The organism is Pseudomonas putida (genome assembly GCF_002906855.1).
Lineage (GTDB): Bacteria > Pseudomonadota > Gammaproteobacteria > Pseudomonadales > Pseudomonadaceae > Aquipseudomonas > Aquipseudomonas putida_N.
The window spans coordinates 1,750,917-1,766,229 of record NZ_MINI01000038.1 but is presented as its reverse complement, the minus strand read 5'-3'; the positions used below and the strand labels follow the sequence as shown (position 1 = coordinate 1,766,229).

Annotated in this window: 17 protein-coding genes; 6 read left to right on the top strand and 11 right to left on the bottom strand. The window is 63.6% G+C overall.

The window, feature by feature from the left end; genetic code table 11:
- Positions 1–56: 56 nt before the first annotated feature.
- On the top strand, positions 57–1,028 hold the full coding sequence (locus tag BGP85_RS20775; protein WP_103449663.1) for a magnesium and cobalt transport protein CorA: 972 nt from the start codon (positions 57–59) through the stop codon (positions 1,026–1,028).
- A 58-nt stretch (positions 1,029–1,086) separates the two neighbouring features.
- On the opposite strand, the gene BGP85_RS20770 is transcribed toward BGP85_RS20775, so the two are convergent.
- Positions 1,087–1,821 (bottom strand): amidotransferase, encoded by a 735-nt coding sequence (locus tag BGP85_RS20770; protein ID WP_103449662.1) that lies wholly within the window; start codon positions 1,819–1,821, stop codon positions 1,087–1,089.
- A gap of 479 nt (positions 1,822–2,300) precedes the next feature.
- On the opposite strand from BGP85_RS20770, the gene BGP85_RS20765 reads away from it, so the two are divergent.
- Positions 2,301–3,101 (top strand): c-type cytochrome, encoded by an 801-nt coding sequence (locus BGP85_RS20765; RefSeq protein WP_103449661.1) that lies wholly within the window; start codon positions 2,301–2,303, stop codon positions 3,099–3,101.
- A 51-nt stretch (positions 3,102–3,152) separates the two neighbouring features.
- On the opposite strand, the gene BGP85_RS20760 is transcribed toward BGP85_RS20765, so the two are convergent.
- The 4 genes from BGP85_RS20760 to BGP85_RS20745 all read right to left on the bottom strand — a co-directional run bounded on the left by BGP85_RS20760 (position 3,153) and on the right by BGP85_RS20745 (position 6,417).
- Complete coding sequence (locus tag BGP85_RS20760) at positions 3,153–3,485, bottom strand: ribonuclease E inhibitor RraB (protein ID WP_060508850.1); 333 nt, start codon at positions 3,483–3,485, stop codon at positions 3,153–3,155.
- A gap of 174 nt (positions 3,486–3,659) precedes the next feature.
- Positions 3,660–3,896 carry a hypothetical protein gene (locus BGP85_RS20755; RefSeq protein WP_103449660.1) on the bottom strand — a complete coding sequence of 79 codons (237 nt, stop codon included), beginning with the start codon at positions 3,894–3,896 and terminating at the stop codon, positions 3,660–3,662.
- 127 nt (positions 3,897–4,023) lie between these two features.
- Complete coding sequence (locus BGP85_RS20750) at positions 4,024–6,081, bottom strand: LTA synthase family protein (RefSeq protein WP_103449659.1); 2,058 nt, start codon at positions 6,079–6,081, stop codon at positions 4,024–4,026.
- A 144-nt stretch (positions 6,082–6,225) separates the two neighbouring features.
- Positions 6,226–6,417, bottom strand: a complete 192-nt coding sequence (locus BGP85_RS20745) for a PLDc N-terminal domain-containing protein (protein ID WP_027919512.1) — start codon at positions 6,415–6,417, stop codon at positions 6,226–6,228.
- A gap of 124 nt (positions 6,418–6,541) precedes the next feature.
- On the opposite strand from BGP85_RS20745, the gene BGP85_RS20740 reads away from it, so the two are divergent.
- Complete coding sequence (locus BGP85_RS20740; RefSeq protein ID WP_103449658.1) at positions 6,542–7,480, top strand: ZIP family metal transporter; 939 nt, start codon at positions 6,542–6,544, stop codon at positions 7,478–7,480.
- Between the two features lie 62 nt (positions 7,481–7,542).
- On the opposite strand, the gene BGP85_RS20735 is transcribed toward BGP85_RS20740, so the two are convergent.
- Positions 7,543–8,073, bottom strand: a complete 531-nt coding sequence (locus BGP85_RS20735) for a hypothetical protein (RefSeq protein ID WP_103449657.1) — start codon at positions 8,071–8,073, stop codon at positions 7,543–7,545.
- 58 nt (positions 8,074–8,131) lie between these two features.
- On the bottom strand, positions 8,132–8,656 hold the full coding sequence (locus BGP85_RS20730) for an ankyrin repeat domain-containing protein (protein WP_103449894.1): 525 nt from the start codon (positions 8,654–8,656) through the stop codon (positions 8,132–8,134).
- A 267-nt stretch (positions 8,657–8,923) separates the two neighbouring features.
- Here BGP85_RS20730 and BGP85_RS20720 point away from each other — a divergent pair, with 267 nt between their 5' ends.
- Positions 8,924–9,196 carry a DUF3509 domain-containing protein gene (locus BGP85_RS20720; RefSeq protein WP_027596016.1) on the top strand — a complete coding sequence of 91 codons (273 nt, stop codon included), beginning with the start codon at positions 8,924–8,926 and terminating at the stop codon, positions 9,194–9,196.
- 117 nt (positions 9,197–9,313) lie between these two features.
- On the opposite strand, the gene BGP85_RS20715 is transcribed toward BGP85_RS20720, so the two are convergent.
- The 3 genes from BGP85_RS20715 to aroC form a co-directional block, all read right to left on the bottom strand.
- Positions 9,314–9,856: an oxidase gene (locus BGP85_RS20715; protein ID WP_103449656.1), complete on the bottom strand. Its 543-nt coding sequence runs from the start codon at positions 9,854–9,856 to the stop codon at positions 9,314–9,316.
- The gene (locus BGP85_RS20710; RefSeq protein ID WP_103449655.1) at positions 9,853–11,010 is read right to left on the bottom strand and encodes an MFS transporter; all 1,158 of its coding nucleotides are present in this window, start codon (positions 11,008–11,010) and stop codon (positions 9,853–9,855) included. Before BGP85_RS20710 ends, BGP85_RS20715 begins: the two co-directional genes overlap by 4 nt.
- A 134-nt stretch (positions 11,011–11,144) precedes the next feature.
- Positions 11,145–12,236: a chorismate synthase gene (aroC, locus tag BGP85_RS20705; protein WP_103449654.1), complete on the bottom strand. Its 1,092-nt coding sequence runs from the start codon at positions 12,234–12,236 to the stop codon at positions 11,145–11,147.
- A 142-nt stretch (positions 12,237–12,378) separates the two neighbouring features.
- On the opposite strand from aroC, the gene BGP85_RS20700 reads away from it, so the two are divergent.
- Together BGP85_RS20700 and BGP85_RS20695 are read left to right on the top strand one after the other, a co-directional pair.
- Entirely contained in the window at positions 12,379–13,341 is a 963-nt protein-coding gene (locus tag BGP85_RS20700; RefSeq protein ID WP_103449653.1) for an alpha/beta hydrolase, read from the top strand.
- A 103-nt stretch (positions 13,342–13,444) separates the two neighbouring features.
- On the top strand, positions 13,445–14,233 hold the full coding sequence (locus BGP85_RS20695; protein ID WP_103449652.1) for a hypothetical protein: 789 nt from the start codon (positions 13,445–13,447) through the stop codon (positions 14,231–14,233).
- Between the two features lie 100 nt (positions 14,234–14,333).
- Here BGP85_RS20695 and prmB read toward each other — a convergent pair whose 3' ends face one another.
- Positions 14,334–15,242 carry a 50S ribosomal protein L3 N(5)-glutamine methyltransferase gene (gene prmB, locus BGP85_RS20690; protein WP_103449651.1) on the bottom strand — a complete coding sequence of 303 codons (909 nt, stop codon included), beginning with the start codon at positions 15,240–15,242 and terminating at the stop codon, positions 14,334–14,336.
- Between the last annotated feature and the right edge of the window lie 71 nt (positions 15,243–15,313).

Here is a 15,313-nt window from a genome sequence, read left to right as displayed (position 1 = left end):
TACGGCCAACTACAGCCCAAGCTGTAACCCGTGTGCAACCGAACAAGTGGATAACCATGGGTCGAGTCGTGGCATCGGCGGTGTATGCCGCCGGCAGAAAGGTCACCAACATCAATATCGACGAAGGCAGCGAGTGGGCGCGCAAGCCGGGGCACTTCGTGTGGATCGGCCTGGAAGAGCCCAACGCCGAGGAGCTGGCCAACCTGCAGTGCCAGTTCAATCTGCACGAACTGGCCATCGAGGATGCCCTGGAGAAGCACAGCCGGCCCAAGCTGGAAACCTTCGGCGACGCGCTGTTCATCGTCACCTACTCGCCGGTACGCCACGAAGGCAAGCTGGAGTTCATCGAAACCCACATCTTCGCCGGCAACGGCTACATCATCACCTGCCGCAACGGCCACTCGAAATCCTACGCCCTGGTGCGCCAGCGCTGCGAGGCGCGCCCGCTGCTGCTCGAACATGGCGAAGACTTCGTGCTGTATGCCCTGCTCGACTTCGTCACCGAGAACTACCAGCCGGTCAGCGAGGCCATTCATGGCGAGATCGAGGAGCTGGAACAGAGCGTGCTGAGCACCACACTGCAGGAGGAGGATATCCAGCGCCTGCACAGCCTGCGCCGCGACATCCTGCGCCTGCGCCGCTACGTGGCGCCAATGGTGGAAGTCAGCGAGGAACTGCAGCGCTTGAGCTTCCCGTTCATCGACAAGAACATGCGCCCGTACTTCCGTGACGTGCAGATCCACGTGACGCGGCAGATGGAGGACCTGGCCGGCATTCGCGACATCGCCAGCCAGACCATCGAGATCGGCATGCTGCTGGAATCGTCACGGCAGAGCATCGTGCAACGCAAGTTTGCCGCCTGGGCGGCGATCCTCGCCTTCCCCACGGCGATTGCCGGGATCTACGGGATGAACTTCCAGAACATGCCGGAGCTGGGGTGGCACTATGGCTACTTCGGGGTGCTGGGTGTGATCGTGCTGGGGTGTTCAGGGCTGTTCGCCAGCTTCAAGAAATCTGGCTGGCTTTGAGGGCCTCTTCGCGATCCGAGTTGCCCGAGAAAGGGCGCAAAGCGCCCCCGGCAATTGATCAGGCGGCGCTGTCGCTGGCCTTGGCCGGCTGCTGGATGAAACGCATCATCCATTCGCCCACCAGGTCGCCCTGGTGCTCGGTGGCCAAACTGGCAATGGCCTTGTGGTACACCTCGTCCCCCAGGTACTCCTGACGCGCATCGAGCAGTGCCCGGGAGTAGTCATGGACGAACTCCGGGTGGCCCTGGAAGCACAGCACCTGGTCACGGATGTGGTACGCCGCATTCGGGCAGAAGTCACTGGAGGCAATCACCGTGGCGCCTTCCGGCAGCTCGGTAACCTGGTCCTGATGGCTGATCAGCAAGGTCAGCTCGGAAACTTCCGGGTCCATCCACGGCGCATGCGCCGCCAGCGAGTAGCGGTGAACGCCCACGCCCCAGCCCTTCTCGGCGCGCTCGGCCTTGCCGCCCAGGGTCAGTGCCAGAAGTTGATGACCGAAGCACACGCCCAGCAGCTTCTCGCCACGCTCGTAGAGCTTGAGCAGGTAGGCCTTGAGCGTCTGGATCCAGGGATCGCTACCGAACGAATCGGCCTTGCTGCCTGTTACCAGGTAGGCATCGAAGCGTTCGCCGTCGGGCGGGTAGTCGCCGTTCATCACGTTGTACACACGAAACTCGGCTGCGATCGGCTGACGCGAGAAGAGCTGCTCGAACATCCTTCCGTAGCCCTGGTACTGCGCGGTCAACTCCGGTCGCAGGACATCGGTTTCAAGGATGCAGATGCGTAACGACATAGGGATAGTCCTGAACGACATGGGTGGAAATCTGTTGTAGAGACTGACGCGAAAGCCACGTACAAGCAAGTAGGCTGCACTGACGAACGGTCACATTTTGTCGGGGAACTGCAGGTGGCTACGCGGCTGTCTAGGCAGAGCTACCCAGCGCTATGGCCACTGGCCTCATAGCCAATCGAAATTCTCGATCAAGCTGCTTAGAACAAAGGGTTCTCAATAATGGTTAACGTTCGCCCTTCGGGTGGTTTATATCCACATACATGAGGCAAGCAGACCCGACAAGGAAGCCACCGGGTATTCAGGAATAACAACAAAAAGGCGGTCCGCCATGTTCAGACAATCGAAACTTCGCCAAGCCGGGCTCATTCTCTTCGCCACGACTTTGCTGCTGATTCTTCCCAACCTCACGCGGTTGTTCGGCTGACAGCGCCAATGCTGCGCTTGGGTTAATCTTCCGGCTTTCTGCTCGGAGACTGCCCATGCGCTACTGCCCTGCCCTGCTAGCCCTGTTGTTGAGCCTGCCGCTGTCGGCGGCGCAGTTGCACCTGGAGCTGGGTGACAGTGCCCGGCAGTGGTCCAGCGAAGACCTGTTGACGCACCCTCTGGCCCGCGACATCGACATCGATCAAGACGTTTCCTACAAGCGGCCCATGCATTATCGCGCCGTGCCCGTGGCAGCGCTGCTGCAAGGGGTCAAGGCCGATGACCATCTGCAGGCCGTGGCGCTGGACGGCTTTGCCGCAGAAATGCCGGCCGGGCCATTACTGCAGGAGGGCCCGGCACGCGCCTGGCTGGCGGTCGAAGACCCGGCCAGGCCATGGCCAGCGCTGGGCGATGGCAAGCCGAGTGCCGGGCCGTTCTACCTGGTGTGGACCAAGCCGCAAGCGAGTGGCATTCGCCCAGAGCAATGGCCCTTCCAGGTCACCACGATCCGCCGCTTGGCGCCGGTCGAACATCGTTTTCCGGCGCTGCTGCCCGACCCAAAGCTGCCGGCCACTGACCCGGTACGCCAAGGCTTTGCCCTGTTCCAGCAGAACTGCCTGGCCTGCCATCGGCTCAATGGTGCGGGGGATGCGCAGTTCGGGCCGGACCTGAATGTGCCGCACAACCCGACCGAGTACTTCAGGCCTGAGTACCTGCGCATGTACATTCGTGACCCACAAAGCTTGCGGCAATGGCCGCAGGCCCGGATGCCGGGGTTTGCCGAGAGCGTGTTGAGTGAGCAGGAGCTGGATGAACTGCTGGCTTATCTAGGGCATATGGCCGGACGCCGGCCCTGAAATCGGGGGCTTCTTCGCGGGCGTGCCCGCGAAGAAGGCAACATAGCCATTTCAGGCAATCAGCCTTTCCTGCTTGACGCCCCACCCTTCGACTTCGCCGCCATAGGGTGAAACGACCTGCTCGAAGGCTTCCTCAAAATCACCAATCCCGCCGTAAGTGGCGTACATGACCTTGCTCAGTTCCAGATGCCACGCGCCATCGTCCAGTTCACGCACCTGAGCATTCAACGATTCGCCACGAAACTGCCCGGCTGCCCGTCGTGCGCCGGCTTCATCTGGAAAGACCGCGTAGAACTCGATGGGGTGGATGCGGGTGAAGTCGAAACCGCCAGCTTTCATCTGGCGCAGGACATTGCTGCTGATATCGTCGTTCAGGCTGCTCATGAATCGTCCTCCCGAATAAAGCAATGGATAGACTTTCCGTGCACTACGCACCTGCCGGCACTGCCGACAGATCGAGCTGATGCAAGACGCGAGTTGAATGGATGCAGGGCCGCAGAAAAGGCCGGCACCTCCCACCAGCGTAGTGCCTGCGCAGGCACCACGCCAACCGGTGATTCAGAGCGCTTCGTGGATGCTGGTGATGATCACGCCGTTCTGCTCCTTGAGCCAGCGTGCCGTAGGGGATGGGGCGCGGTCCTGGAAGTCGTTGAGGTCCAGCTCATCCATGACCGGAAACAGATGCGAACGGATGGCGCGGGCCGCTTCCTCCTCGCTGGGGCACTGTTCACCGTGCAGCAGCAAGGTAGTTGGCTCGCCTTTCTGGTCGGCAAAGATGACTTCCCACTCTTTCATTGAATTGCCCTCTCAATCAAAGAACACCCGGTGTGTGACACCTGTTAATGCAGACCTTGGGCCTGGGGATTCGTTCCTGCAACAGAAAAGGGCCGCAATGCGGCCCTTTCTGTTTGCTACATGATGCTTATTTCTTTGGCGTAGCGTGAACAACACCGGCGGTGTTGTCCAGCAAGCTCTTGGTCGCGGTCTGGATGAAGGCCTCGAGCTGCTGCAGCATCTGCGGCTGCTCAGGGCTTTCGATCAGTTCGGCCTTGAACTCGCTACCCAGCTGGTAGCGGTACATGCGCGGGCTCATGTCCTTGGACTCGATGAGCAGGTGGTCGCCCTTGACCAAGCCGACGATCTGCTCGCTGCCCGACGGCTTGATCATGCCGATGCCCGGGTCGCCCTCAGGCAGGTTGAGCAGGTCGCGGCCCCAGCACTGGTGACGGGTCTCGCCACCCAGGCGGCCCATGATGGTCGGCACGATGTCGACCTGGGTCCCCACCGTGTGGTTGACCGCACCGAACTTCTCCTGGATGCCCGGCGCGATCAGCAGCAGCGGCACGTTGAAGCGGCCCAGGTCCAGCTCGGTGACCTGCTGCTGGTTGCCGAAGCCGTGGTCGCCGACGATCACGAACAGGGTGTCCTTGAAGTACGGCTCTTTACGCGCCTTCTCGAAGAACTGGCCCAGCGCCCAGTCGGAGTAGCGCATGGCAGTCAGGTGCTCGTCCAGGCGACCTTGCCCGGTGACCTTCTCGACCGGCAGGTTGCTCGGCAGCGCGTAAGGCGTGTGGTTGGACAGGGTCTGCAGCAGCGCGTAGATCGGCTTCTTCTGGTCGTGCTTGGCCAGTTCCTCGTTGCCGCGGTCGAACATGTCCTGGTCGGACACGCCCCAGGTCGGGTCGGAGAACACCGGGTTGACGAAGTCGTTACGGCCAATGAACGTGGTCATGCCCTGATTGCCGAAGAACCCGGACTGGTTGTCCCAGGCGAAGTCGCCGTTGTAGACGTAGACGTCATCGTAGTCACGGGCACTGAGCAGCGCCGGCAGGCCCGACAGCTTGTGGCCACCCTCAGGGGTCTGCATCAGGTATTCGAAGCCTGGCAGGTTGGGGAAGCAAGCCATGGTGGCGAACATGCCCTGGTGGGTATGGGTGCCGTTGGAGAAGAAGCGGTCGAACAGCAGGCCTTCTTTGGCCAGCTTGTCGAAGTACGGGGTGATGTTGTTCGGGCTGCCCAGGGCGCCTACCGAGTGACCGGCGAAGCTTTCCATGAGGATCACCACGACGTTCTTGATCGGCAGGGTGCGGTCAGCCGGCGGCACGAAATCGCGGCGTACGGCGGCCTCGTCGGCGTCGACCAGGGTGTCGTTGGCGGTCAGCAGCTGCTTGCGCACGGTCTCGGTGGCCAGCTCCTGCTTCAGCACCGGCTTCCAGATATTGGCGCGGTCTTCGCCGAAGCGGCTCTTGGCAGCGTCGATCAGGGTCAGGGTGCCGTTCAGGCCCAACTGGTTGACGAAGTTGGAGTCGGTGGTGAAAGCATCACCCCAACGCATTGGCGGGCCTTGGCGCAGGGTGCCACGGGCGGCGACCACCGCCACCAGCAGAATCACCATGAACACTGCCACGCGGGCGTACCATGGCGCCACGCGCTGTTCGCCGGTACCCCGGGTCAGGCGGTCGATGCCCTTGAACAGAAGGCTCAGCAGCCAGGTGCCAAAGGCCCAGGCCAGCAGATAGCGAACCACCGGGAAGCCGTACCAGAGCATGCTCAGCACGGTCTTCGGGTCTTCCTTGATGTACTGGAAGACCAGGCCGTTGAGACGCTGGTGGAACTCACGGTAGAAGTCCATCTCCATCAGGCCGAGGAACATCACCACGCTCGAGGCGACGGTCAGCCAGAAGCGGAACAGCCCGCGCCGGGCCATGAGCCAGGGGCTCAACATTGCCAGCAGCAGCGGAATGCTCAGGTACACCACCACCCGCAGGTCGAAGCGCAACCCGTTGAAGAAGCCTTCGGCGACGGTCGAGTAAGGGGTGTCGCCGATCATGTCGCTGTTGTAGACCAGCAGCGCCAGGCGCACCAGGCTGAGCATCAACATGATCACCAGGCCGCTGAGCAGCGTATAGGCCAAGTGCGATTTCAAGGTCGGCGTGAACGCTCGCGCGCCCTGTTGCCTCAAGGCATCCGTGTTAGCCATGAATGGGAAGGTCCTAGGATTGCGGTTTGCGGAGATGGCGTTGGGGCTGGCCCAACGCAAGCATTATGCGGGAGCGGATTCTGTTTAATCCAATGTGAAAATTTTGTCACGTTACTATTGCTGATTTTGTCTGGGACGCGGCTTTCATATACGGACATTACCCCGCGGCCCGGCAATCGCCCAGATCACCAGGCCGATCACTGGCAACAGGGCAATCAGCAGAATCCACAGCACCTTGATCCCCACTTCGCTGCCGCTCTTGATCACATTGAGGATTGCCCAGATGTCCAGGGCGAGGATGATCAGGCCGACCAGGCCATTGAATGTAGAGCCCATTGCCACGTTCTCCTTGAAAGGCTGTTGCTGAGCATAGTCCTCTATCGGGGCCATAAAAGGGAATCCTTGGCCAGCCGCGCAGGTCACTGCATAAACTGCAAGCATTCATGGATTCGAGGTTCGTATGCCCCCCGCCCACAGCCAAAGCGCCACTCCACCCTCCTTGCTGAATGCCTGGCGCCAGCAAGTAATCAGCACCCCATGGCTCAGCGCGGGCCTGGGCGTGAGCCTGCTGGCGGTGATCGCGCTGCTGGCGGCCAGCTTCTGGAACGCCATCAGCGGCGACCACGCCGATAACCTGCACCTGGCCGCCCTCGGCGGGCTTTCCGGTTTTGCCGCCACCGCCCTGGGCGCGGTTCTGGCGGTGGTGCTGCGCGATGTCAGCGCGCGCAGCCAGGATGTGATGCTCGGCTTTGCCGCCGGCATGATGCTCGCTGCCAGTTCGTTCTCGCTGATCCTGCCTGGCCTGGATGCCGCCCGGGCGATCACTGGCAACGGCCCGGCGGCGGCGTTCACCGTGGTGCTGGGCATGGGCCTGGGTGTGCTGCTGATGCTCGGCCTCGACCGCTTCACCCCGCACGAGCATGAAAGCACTGGCCCCTGCGGCCCGGAGGCCGAGCGGCTGAGCCGGGTGTGGCTGTTCGTGCTGGCGATCACCCTGCACAACCTGCCCGAAGGCATGGCGATCGGGGTGAGCTTCGCCAATGGCGACATGAACATCGGCCTGCCGCTGACCAGCGCCATCGCCATCCAGGACATTCCTGAGGGGCTGGCCGTGGCCCTGGCCTTGCGCGCGACCGGGCTGTCGAACCTGAAAGCTGCGCTGGTGGCGATTGGTTCGGGGCTGATGGAACCCCTTGGCGCGGTGATCGGCCTGGGCATTTCCACCGGGTTCGCCCTGGCCTACCCGATCAGCATGGGGCTGGCGGCGGGGGCGATGATCTTCGTGGTGTCCCACGAGGTGATTCCCGAGACCCACCGTAACGGGCATCAGACGTCGGCGACCCTGGGGTTGATGGGCGGGTTTGCGGTGATGATGTTTCTGGATACCGCATTGGGCTGAGGCTGCTGGATGCCTGTGCCTACCTCTTCGCGGGTAAACCCGTGAAGAGGCAGACGGTGTATTCAGACGTGAACAGCGACCTTCAAGGCCTCCAGCGCCGGCTCCACCTTGATCCCCACTTCTGCCCCCAGCTCCAGCACCCGCGCCAGGTCCTGCTGGCCAACCATCACCATCTGCAGTTCGTCATCCAGTAGCTGGCTGAAGTTGAGCAGCACATAACCGCCCGCCTCCTTGTTCAACGCGCCCATCTGCACCTGGATGCGGTTGAGTGCGGTCAGCGGCTCGGTGCGCGCCAGCTGCTTGGCCTTGAGGGTGAACGGCACGCTCTGGTCAAACGAATCGCTGATGTGCTGGAACAGCTCCTGATAACTGTCGGCCTGGAACACCACAGTGTCGGGCAGGCTGCCGAGCACGACCCATTCGCCCAACGGGATCGGGAAGCTGTCGTCGTAGTTGATGTCCGGGTTGGCGGCGAGGAAAGCAGCGGGGTCGGCGTAGGCCTGGGCGGCCTCGTCGGCGATGCGCTCGATTTCCTCATCACGCATGCAGCCGGCGCCGATGAGGCTGATGAATTCGAGCAACTGGTTTTTCATGAGGGGGCCTGCGACGGGTGAAAAGGCGCCAAGGATAGCCGCAAATGCCCCCGGGCAGTTAGCCGGCCAGCGCTTGCAGGCGTGCAGCGGCGTCCACCGCGCCCATGGTCTGCGCCGCCATCAGCGCCGTGGCGCCACGGGCGTCCTGGCGCGCCGGGTCGGCACCCTCGGCCAGCAGGTAGTCGAGAATCTCGCTGCGATTGAACATCGCCGCCAGCATCAGCGCGGTACGCCCGTCCTGCGCGGCAGCATCCACCGGGACGCCGCTTTCCAGCAGCAGGCGGATCATCGCCAGATCGCCCTTGAAGGCCGCACCGGCGATTGGCAACTGGCCGTTGTCGTTGGCGATCAGCGGGTCGGCGCCGTGGGCCAACAGCACCCGCACCGCTTCATGCTGGCCGTGGTAACTGGCCAGCATCAGCAAGGTATCGCCCTTGTGATTGCGCAAGTTGGCCGGCAAGCCGCTGGCAAGCAGGCGGCCGAGCATCTCGGCGTCGCCCTGGCGGGCTCGCTCGAAGACCTGCTCGGCAAAAGCGGCGGTTTCGTCTTCGGTCATGGCAGTAGCGGTGGGTTGAGCGGACATCGGGAACCTCCTGGCATAAATGATTGCCCAAGTTTTTGTCAGGCATGCCATTGCGGTCAAAGGTTCAGATTCTATGGGGCCGATAGGTAAAGCCTGAGCCGTGCAAAATGCACTGTGCAAAATGCACGACCTTGCAGCCTGCACGATGCCACTTGTGAAACCACCCCATAAAGCCCCGTATTTACTGGACTTTCCCCGTCTCCACGTTCTGGCACGGTCACTGCAAAGATCAACTCACGTCTGCCCACCCAACAGTCAGGAGTTGATATGGACCTTATCCAGGAAAAATTCGTCTCGGTGTTCTCGGCCTACCAGGTCGCCACCCAGCCCCGCCCTGATGGTGGCGTGCTGCTGACCCTGCGCGCCGCCGATGGCAAGGTCACCCGTCGCGTGCTGACCTACGGCCAGCTGCACAGTGCCGAGCAGTTGTCCTGGGCGATCAGTGCCATTCGCCGTGACCTGGCCGAGCAGGCCAGCGAACTGCCGGTGATTTCCATGCTGCAGAGTCAGCAGCGGTTTGCGCTGCCGACTTACCGCTGAGGTTTGTCTGTACCGGCCCTATCGCGAGCTTTGCTCGCTTCTGCAGGGGTATCGCATTGCCCATAGGGATGGCGGGGTACCTTTGTAGGAGCGAGCGCAGCTCGCGACAGGGCCCGGTCAGACACTAAGCTCATCGAACCCAAGAAACGCCCGAGCAGCCGCATCCCCAGTAAACCGTGGCTGCACACCCTGCTCACTGGCAAACAGGCGCAACGCCAGGCAGAACGGATTGTCCCCCAGCTCCACCCAGCGCCGCGTCCCTGCCGGCAGCATCAGCTGGTCACCCTTCTCGCACAACACCGCATACACGTATTCGCCCAGGCGAAGACCAATTTGTGCGCGGCCCGTCACCACGGCGAACACCTCGTCGCTGTCGTGCACATGCTCGTCACGCACATCAACCTGCGTCGGGTCGACGCCATCACGGTTGAGCAGCGTGAACGCCGCGCAGCCCTGGGCCGTCATCAGTTGGTCGAGGTACCCGCGGCAGGCGTCGAGCACATCAGCCTGGCTGCTGCCCGGGCGCACGCGCAGCTCCAGCGGGCTATGGCTGAAGCACACGCCCTGCTCGGCCAGAGTCGCGGCGATGTCGTCGTGGTGGGTCAGCACCTTGTTCGGCAAGTCCGGGCTGGACGGGTGGAAAACACAGAGGATGCTCATCGGCTGCTGGTCCTGGTCGATTTCGAACGAGTGGCAATGATAACGGCTGCCGCCAACGCTGCGGCGCTGGCCATACCAAAGGTGAAGGTCGGCCCCAGCATTTTCCAGCTGTAGCCCGAATACAAGGCGCCCAACGCACCGCCGGTACCCGACAGCGCCGCATACAGCGCCTGGCCCTGGCCTTGCTGGCGGGCACCGAAACTGGCCTGGACGAAGGCGATGGAGGCGGCGTGGAAGCAACCGAAGGTGGCCGCGTGCAGCAGCTGGGCGAAGATCAGCACGGCCGGCTCATCCGCCAGGTTGCCCAGCAGCAGCCAGCGCAGCGCCGCCAGCAGGAAGCTGACCAGCAGCACCCGCTGCACGCTGAAGCGGGCAAACAGGCGGCTCATGACCATGAACATCAGCACCTCGGCCACTACCCCCAGCGCCCACAGCAAGCCGATGGCACCACGGCTGTAGCCCAGGTGTTCGAGGTGCAGGGTGAGGAAGGTGTAGTACGGGCCGTGGCTGAGCTGCATCAGCGCCACGCAGATATAGAAAGCGATCACCCCTGGCGCTGTCAGCTGGCGCAGGAAGCCGCCCGCCGCCGGGCGCTCGCCCTGCTCCACTGGCTGGGCGTTGGGCACCCACAGGCTGGCGGCGACGATGCCGGCCATGATGGTCACCAGGGCCACCGGGTAGATGTCCAGGCTCAGCCATTCGAACAGCCGGCCCAGGCCGACCACGGTGAGGATGAAGCCGATCGAACCCCACAGGCGCACCTGGCTGTAGCGCGAGGTCTGCCCATGCAGGTGGGCCAGGGTGATGACTTCGAACTGCGGCAGCACTGCGTGCCAGAAGAACGCATGCAGCGCCATGACCAGCGCCAGCCAGGCGTAGCTCTTGCCGAAGAAGATCAGCGAGAAGGTGGCCAGGGTCGACAGGGCGCCAAGGCGTACGATCAGCAGGCGCTGGCCACTGCGATCACCGAGCCAGCCCCACAGGTTGGGGGCGATGCAGCGCATCAGCATGGGGATGGCCACCAGCTCACCGATGCGAGCCGGGGAGAACCCCAGGTGGTCGAAGTACAAGGCCAGGAACGGCGCGGTAGAGCCCAGCAGGGCGAAGTAGCACAGGTAGAAGCTGGACAGGCGCCAGTAGGGGATCGGGGGCATGGAGTGGGCCTTGTGTGAGCCTGTACCGGCCTCTTCGCGGGGCAAGCCCGCTCCTACAGGATCACCGCAAATTCGACATTGTGCGGTCTATGTAGGAGCGGGCTTGTCCCGCGAAAAGGCCGCGCCTGGCTAAATCAGAGCTGGCCCAGCACCGGGGTGTTGACCTTCACATCGGCATTTTGCGCGCGGTGGCGCAGCAGGTGGTCCATCAGCACGATGGCCATCATCGCTTCGGCGATCGGCGTGGCGCGGATGCCGACGCACGGGTCATGGCGGCCCTTGGTGATCACCTCGACCGGGTTGCCATCGACGTCGATCGAGCGGCCCGGGGTGGTGATGCTGGAGGTCGGCTTCAGCGCCAGGTGGGCGACGATCGGCTGGCCCGAGCTGATGCCACCGAGGATGCCGCCGGCATTGTTGCTGAGGAAGCCTTCCGGGGTCAGCTCGTCACGGTGCTCGGTACCACGCTGGGCAACGCTGGCGAAACCGGCGCCGATTTCCACGCCCTTGACCGCGTTGATGCTCATCAGCGCATGGGCCAGCTCGGCGTCGAGGCGGTCGAAGATCGGCTCGCCCAGGCCTGGCATCACTCCTTCGGCCACCACGGTGATCTTCGCTCCGACCGAATCCTGGTCACGACGCAGCTGGTCCATGTAGGCCTCGAGCTCCGGAACCTTGCCCGGGTCGGGGCTGAAGAAAGCGTTTTCCTCGACCGAGTCCCAGCTCTTGAACGGGATCTCGATCGGGCCCAGCTGGCTCATGTAGCCACGCACCTGGATGCCCTGGGTGGCCAGGTACTTCTTGGCGATGGCGCCGGCAGCCACACGCATGGCAGTTTCCCGGGCCGAGCTGCGGCCGCCGCCACGGTAGTCGCGGATGCCGTACTTGTGGTGGTAGGTGTAGTCGGCGTGGGCCGGGCGGAACAGGTCCTTGATCGCCGAGTAGTCCTTGGACTTCTGGTCGGTGTTGCGGATCAGCAGGCCAATCGAGCAGCCGGTGGTACGGCCTTCGAATACGCCGGAGAGGATCTCCACTTCGTCGGCTTCCTGGCGCTGGGTGGTGTGCCGGCTGGTGCCAGGCTTGCGCCGGTCAAGGTCGTGCTGCAGGTCGGCGAGGGAGATTTCCAGGCCAGGTGGGCAACCATCGACAATGGCGACCAACGCCGGGCCATGGCTTTCGCCAGCGGTGGTGACAGTGAACAGCTTGCCGTAGGTATTGCCGGACATGGACGCTCCGCGAAATCTGCCTGAGATGAACGAAAGCGGGCAGTATACAGATGGAATGGCAATCTGTGCGCAGCCTCGGCCTTGCCTGCGAACCTTCCCGCAAACATTGGGTCAAAGCGTCATCTCCCCACTGTAGTACCGCATGATGTCGCGCCTGGTCGCCTTCTTCCTCCTGCTGTGCACTGGCCTGGCCCAGGCCGCTGCCCCCACCGTGCTGCAACGCCCCATCGACCTGGACACGGGCCAGGGTGTGCTGCACGGCAGCCTGCTGCTGCCGCAACAGGACACGCCCCCGCCTGTGGTACTGATCATCGCCGGCTCCGGCCCCACCGACCGCGACGGCAACAACCCGGCCTCGGGGCGCGTCGACAACCTCAAGCGCCTGGCCTTGGTGCTGGCCAACGAGCACATCGCAAGCGTGCGCTACGACAAGCGTGGGGTGGCGGCCAGCCAGCCGGCCACGCCCGATGAGCGCGACCTCAGTGTGCAGCGCTACGTCGACGACGTGGTGGCCTGGAGCCGCAAGCTCAAGGCCGACCCACGTTTCGGCCCGCTGATCCTGGTTGGCCACAGTGAAGGGGCGCTGATCGCCAGCCTGGCTGCCGAGCGTGCCGGCGCCAGCGCGGTGATCACCCTGGCCGGCATGGGCCGGCCATTGGCGGACGTACTGCGCGAGCAGCTGGCCCAGCGCATGTCACCGGCGCAACTGGCCGGTGGCAGCGCCCTGCTCGACCGCCTGCAGGCCGGGCAGACCAGCCTGGACGTGCCGGCACCGCTGCGCCAGGTGTTCCGCCCCAGCGTGCAGCCCTACCTGATCACCCTGCTCCAGCAGGACCCGGCACAGGCCTTCGCCCGCTTGCCGATGCCTGCGCTGATCGTGCAGGGCCGCAATGACGTGCAGGTCGACGTAACCGATGCCGAACGCCTCAAGGCAGCCAAGCCGGATGCGCAGCTGGTACTGATCGACGGCATGAACCACATGCTGCGCATCAGCCCCAAGGACATGCACCTGCAGCGTGACAGCTACCTCAACCCGGAACTGCCACTGGCACGGGAACTCGGCGAGCGAGTGGTCAGTTTCATTCACCAGTTGCCTTCGGCCTGACCCTCAAACATCGGCAAAACCTGCCGATAACGCGGTATCGGTGCTGATTGGGGCTGCAAAGCGGCACCCGTCAGCGCCTGCCCGTATCTGAGGAAATGCCTTGATGACCGATGCCCCCGCCGCCGTCGAACCGGCCGAAGAGCCCCACGCCCCGGAACCTGCCGCCCTGCCTTGGGCCGACCTTGCCGTCGAACACTTCCAGCTGCTGCGCCTGGCGCCCTTGCCGACCGACCGCAACAGCGGTGCACGGCCATTGCGCTTCGTCGAGTTCGCCTATGCCGAGCGCCATGACAAGGCCCACAGCCTGCTGCGCATGGAAATCCGCCTGCCCGGGCAGAAAGTGCGCAAGGAGCAGAACCAGCTGGATGTGCGGGTGGATCACACCGAGCGCCGGGTGACCCTCGGCAGCGACAGCGGCCTGCAACTGGAGCCGCTCAACCGTGGCCTCGGCCGCTTCATGCTTGGCCAGGCCGTGCAATGGCTGCAGCGTCGCTGGTCGAATTACCGGGTCGAAGGCATGGCGCTGCCGAACAAGGATGCGCTGAACGAAGACACCCGCCTGCGCCGCGACCGCTTCATCACCGCCAGCGGCATGGAAGTGGAATACGCCGACCCGCAGCACCTCAAGGGCCGCACGCTCGACACCACGGTGAGCCAGCTCAAGGGCGGCTGGAATACCGAAAAGGTGCAGCAGATAAGCATGCTCGATGCGGCAGGCATGCTGCAGCAGGCAGAGCAGCAGTTGCTGGAGAAAGAGGGGCAACTGCGCGAACGCGATGAGCGGGTGGCCAAGTATCGGCGCGAGGATAGCGGCTTGCGCTTTACCATCACCTGCCTGGTGGCGTTTGCCGTGTTCCAGGCGGGTTTGTTGATCTGGATCGCTACACGCTGAGACCGCGGCGCCTGCTTCGCGGGACAAGCCCGCTCGCGATCGCCTGCAGGAGCGGGCTTGTCCCGCGAAAGGGCTGCAAAGCAGCCCCAGCAATCCAGCGTCAGACGCGAGCCTTGAACAGCTCCTGGTGCTGACGACACTGCTCGGCGGTGAGCATGAACACACCATGCCCGCCACGCTCGAACTCCAGCCAGGCGAAGTCCACCTCCGGGTACAGCGCCTCGACATGCACCTGGCTGTTGCCGACCTCGACGATCAGCAAACCCTTGTCGGTCAGATGGTCGCCCGCCTCGGCCAGCATCCGCCGTACCAGGTCCAGGCCGTCGTTGCCGCAAGCCAGGCCCATTTCCGGTTCGTGGTGATATTCGGCCGGCATGTCGCCGAAGTCCTCGGCGTCGACATACGGCGGGTTGGACAGGATCAGGTCGAAACGCTGCCCCGGCAGGCCGGCGAAACCATCACCCTGCACGGTGAACACACGCTCGTCGAGGCCATGGCGCTCGATGTTCTGATTGGCCACTTCCAGCGCGTCGAACGACAGGTCGGCCAGCACCACTTCGGCCTCGGGGAACACCTCGGCGGCCACGATACCGATGCAGCCAGAGCCGGTGCACAGGTCGAGGATGCGTGCCGGCTCCTGCGCCAACCACGGTTCAAAGCGCTTTTCGATCAGTTCGCCGATCGGCGAACGGGGCACCAGCACACGCTCGTCGACGATGAACGACATGCCGCAGAACCAGGCTTCGCCCAGCAGGTAGGCAGTCGGCACCCGCTCTTCGATGCGGCGCTTGAGCAGGTGCTGCAGGCGTACCCGCTCGTCATCCTCGAGCTGGCAGTCCAGGTAGCTGTCGGCGATTTCCCATGGCAGGTGCACAGCGCCCAGCACCAGCAGGCGAGCTTCGTCCCAGGCATTGTCGGCGCCGTGGCCGAAGAACAGCTCGTGCTCATGGAAGCGGCTGACCGCCCAGCGGATATGGTCGCGCAACGTGCGCAGACGAGATGTGATCACGGGGTACTCCTAATTCAGACCGTACAAAAGTCTAACAGCCCCACCCGCACATTTGTTCCCCGCGATGCCCC

Bases quoted from the DNA above. Each gene is read 5' to 3' on its own strand.
- BGP85_RS20775 (WP_103449663.1), top strand. From the start codon at position 57: ATGGGTCGAGTCGTGGCATCGGCGGTGTATGCCGCCGGCAGAAAGGTC.
- BGP85_RS20770 (WP_103449662.1), bottom strand. From the start codon at position 1,821: ATGTCGTTACGCATCTGCATCCTTGAAACCGATGTCCTGCGACCGGAG.
- BGP85_RS20765 (WP_103449661.1), top strand. From the start codon at position 2,301: ATGCGCTACTGCCCTGCCCTGCTAGCCCTGTTGTTGAGCCTGCCGCTG.
- BGP85_RS20760 (WP_060508850.1), bottom strand. From the start codon at position 3,485: ATGAGCAGCCTGAACGACGATATCAGCAGCAATGTCCTGCGCCAGATG.
- BGP85_RS20755 (WP_103449660.1), bottom strand. From the start codon at position 3,896: ATGAAAGAGTGGGAAGTCATCTTTGCCGACCAGAAAGGCGAGCCAACT.
- BGP85_RS20750 (WP_103449659.1), bottom strand. From the start codon at position 6,081: ATGGCTAACACGGATGCCTTGAGGCAACAGGGCGCGCGAGCGTTCACG.
- BGP85_RS20745 (WP_027919512.1), bottom strand. From the start codon at position 6,417: ATGGGCTCTACATTCAATGGCCTGGTCGGCCTGATCATCCTCGCCCTG.
- BGP85_RS20740 (WP_103449658.1), top strand. From the start codon at position 6,542: ATGCCCCCCGCCCACAGCCAAAGCGCCACTCCACCCTCCTTGCTGAAT.
- BGP85_RS20735 (WP_103449657.1), bottom strand. From the start codon at position 8,073: ATGAAAAACCAGTTGCTCGAATTCATCAGCCTCATCGGCGCCGGCTGC.
- BGP85_RS20730 (WP_103449894.1), bottom strand. From the start codon at position 8,656: ATGTCCGCTCAACCCACCGCTACTGCCATGACCGAAGACGAAACCGCC.
- BGP85_RS20720 (WP_027596016.1), top strand. From the start codon at position 8,924: ATGGACCTTATCCAGGAAAAATTCGTCTCGGTGTTCTCGGCCTACCAG.
- BGP85_RS20715 (WP_103449656.1), bottom strand. From the start codon at position 9,856: ATGAGCATCCTCTGTGTTTTCCACCCGTCCAGCCCGGACTTGCCGAAC.
- BGP85_RS20710 (WP_103449655.1), bottom strand. From the start codon at position 11,010: ATGCCCCCGATCCCCTACTGGCGCCTGTCCAGCTTCTACCTGTGCTAC.
- aroC (WP_103449654.1), bottom strand. From the start codon at position 12,236: ATGTCCGGCAATACCTACGGCAAGCTGTTCACTGTCACCACCGCTGGC.
- BGP85_RS20700 (WP_103449653.1), top strand. From the start codon at position 12,379: ATGATGTCGCGCCTGGTCGCCTTCTTCCTCCTGCTGTGCACTGGCCTG.
- BGP85_RS20695 (WP_103449652.1), top strand. From the start codon at position 13,445: ATGACCGATGCCCCCGCCGCCGTCGAACCGGCCGAAGAGCCCCACGCC.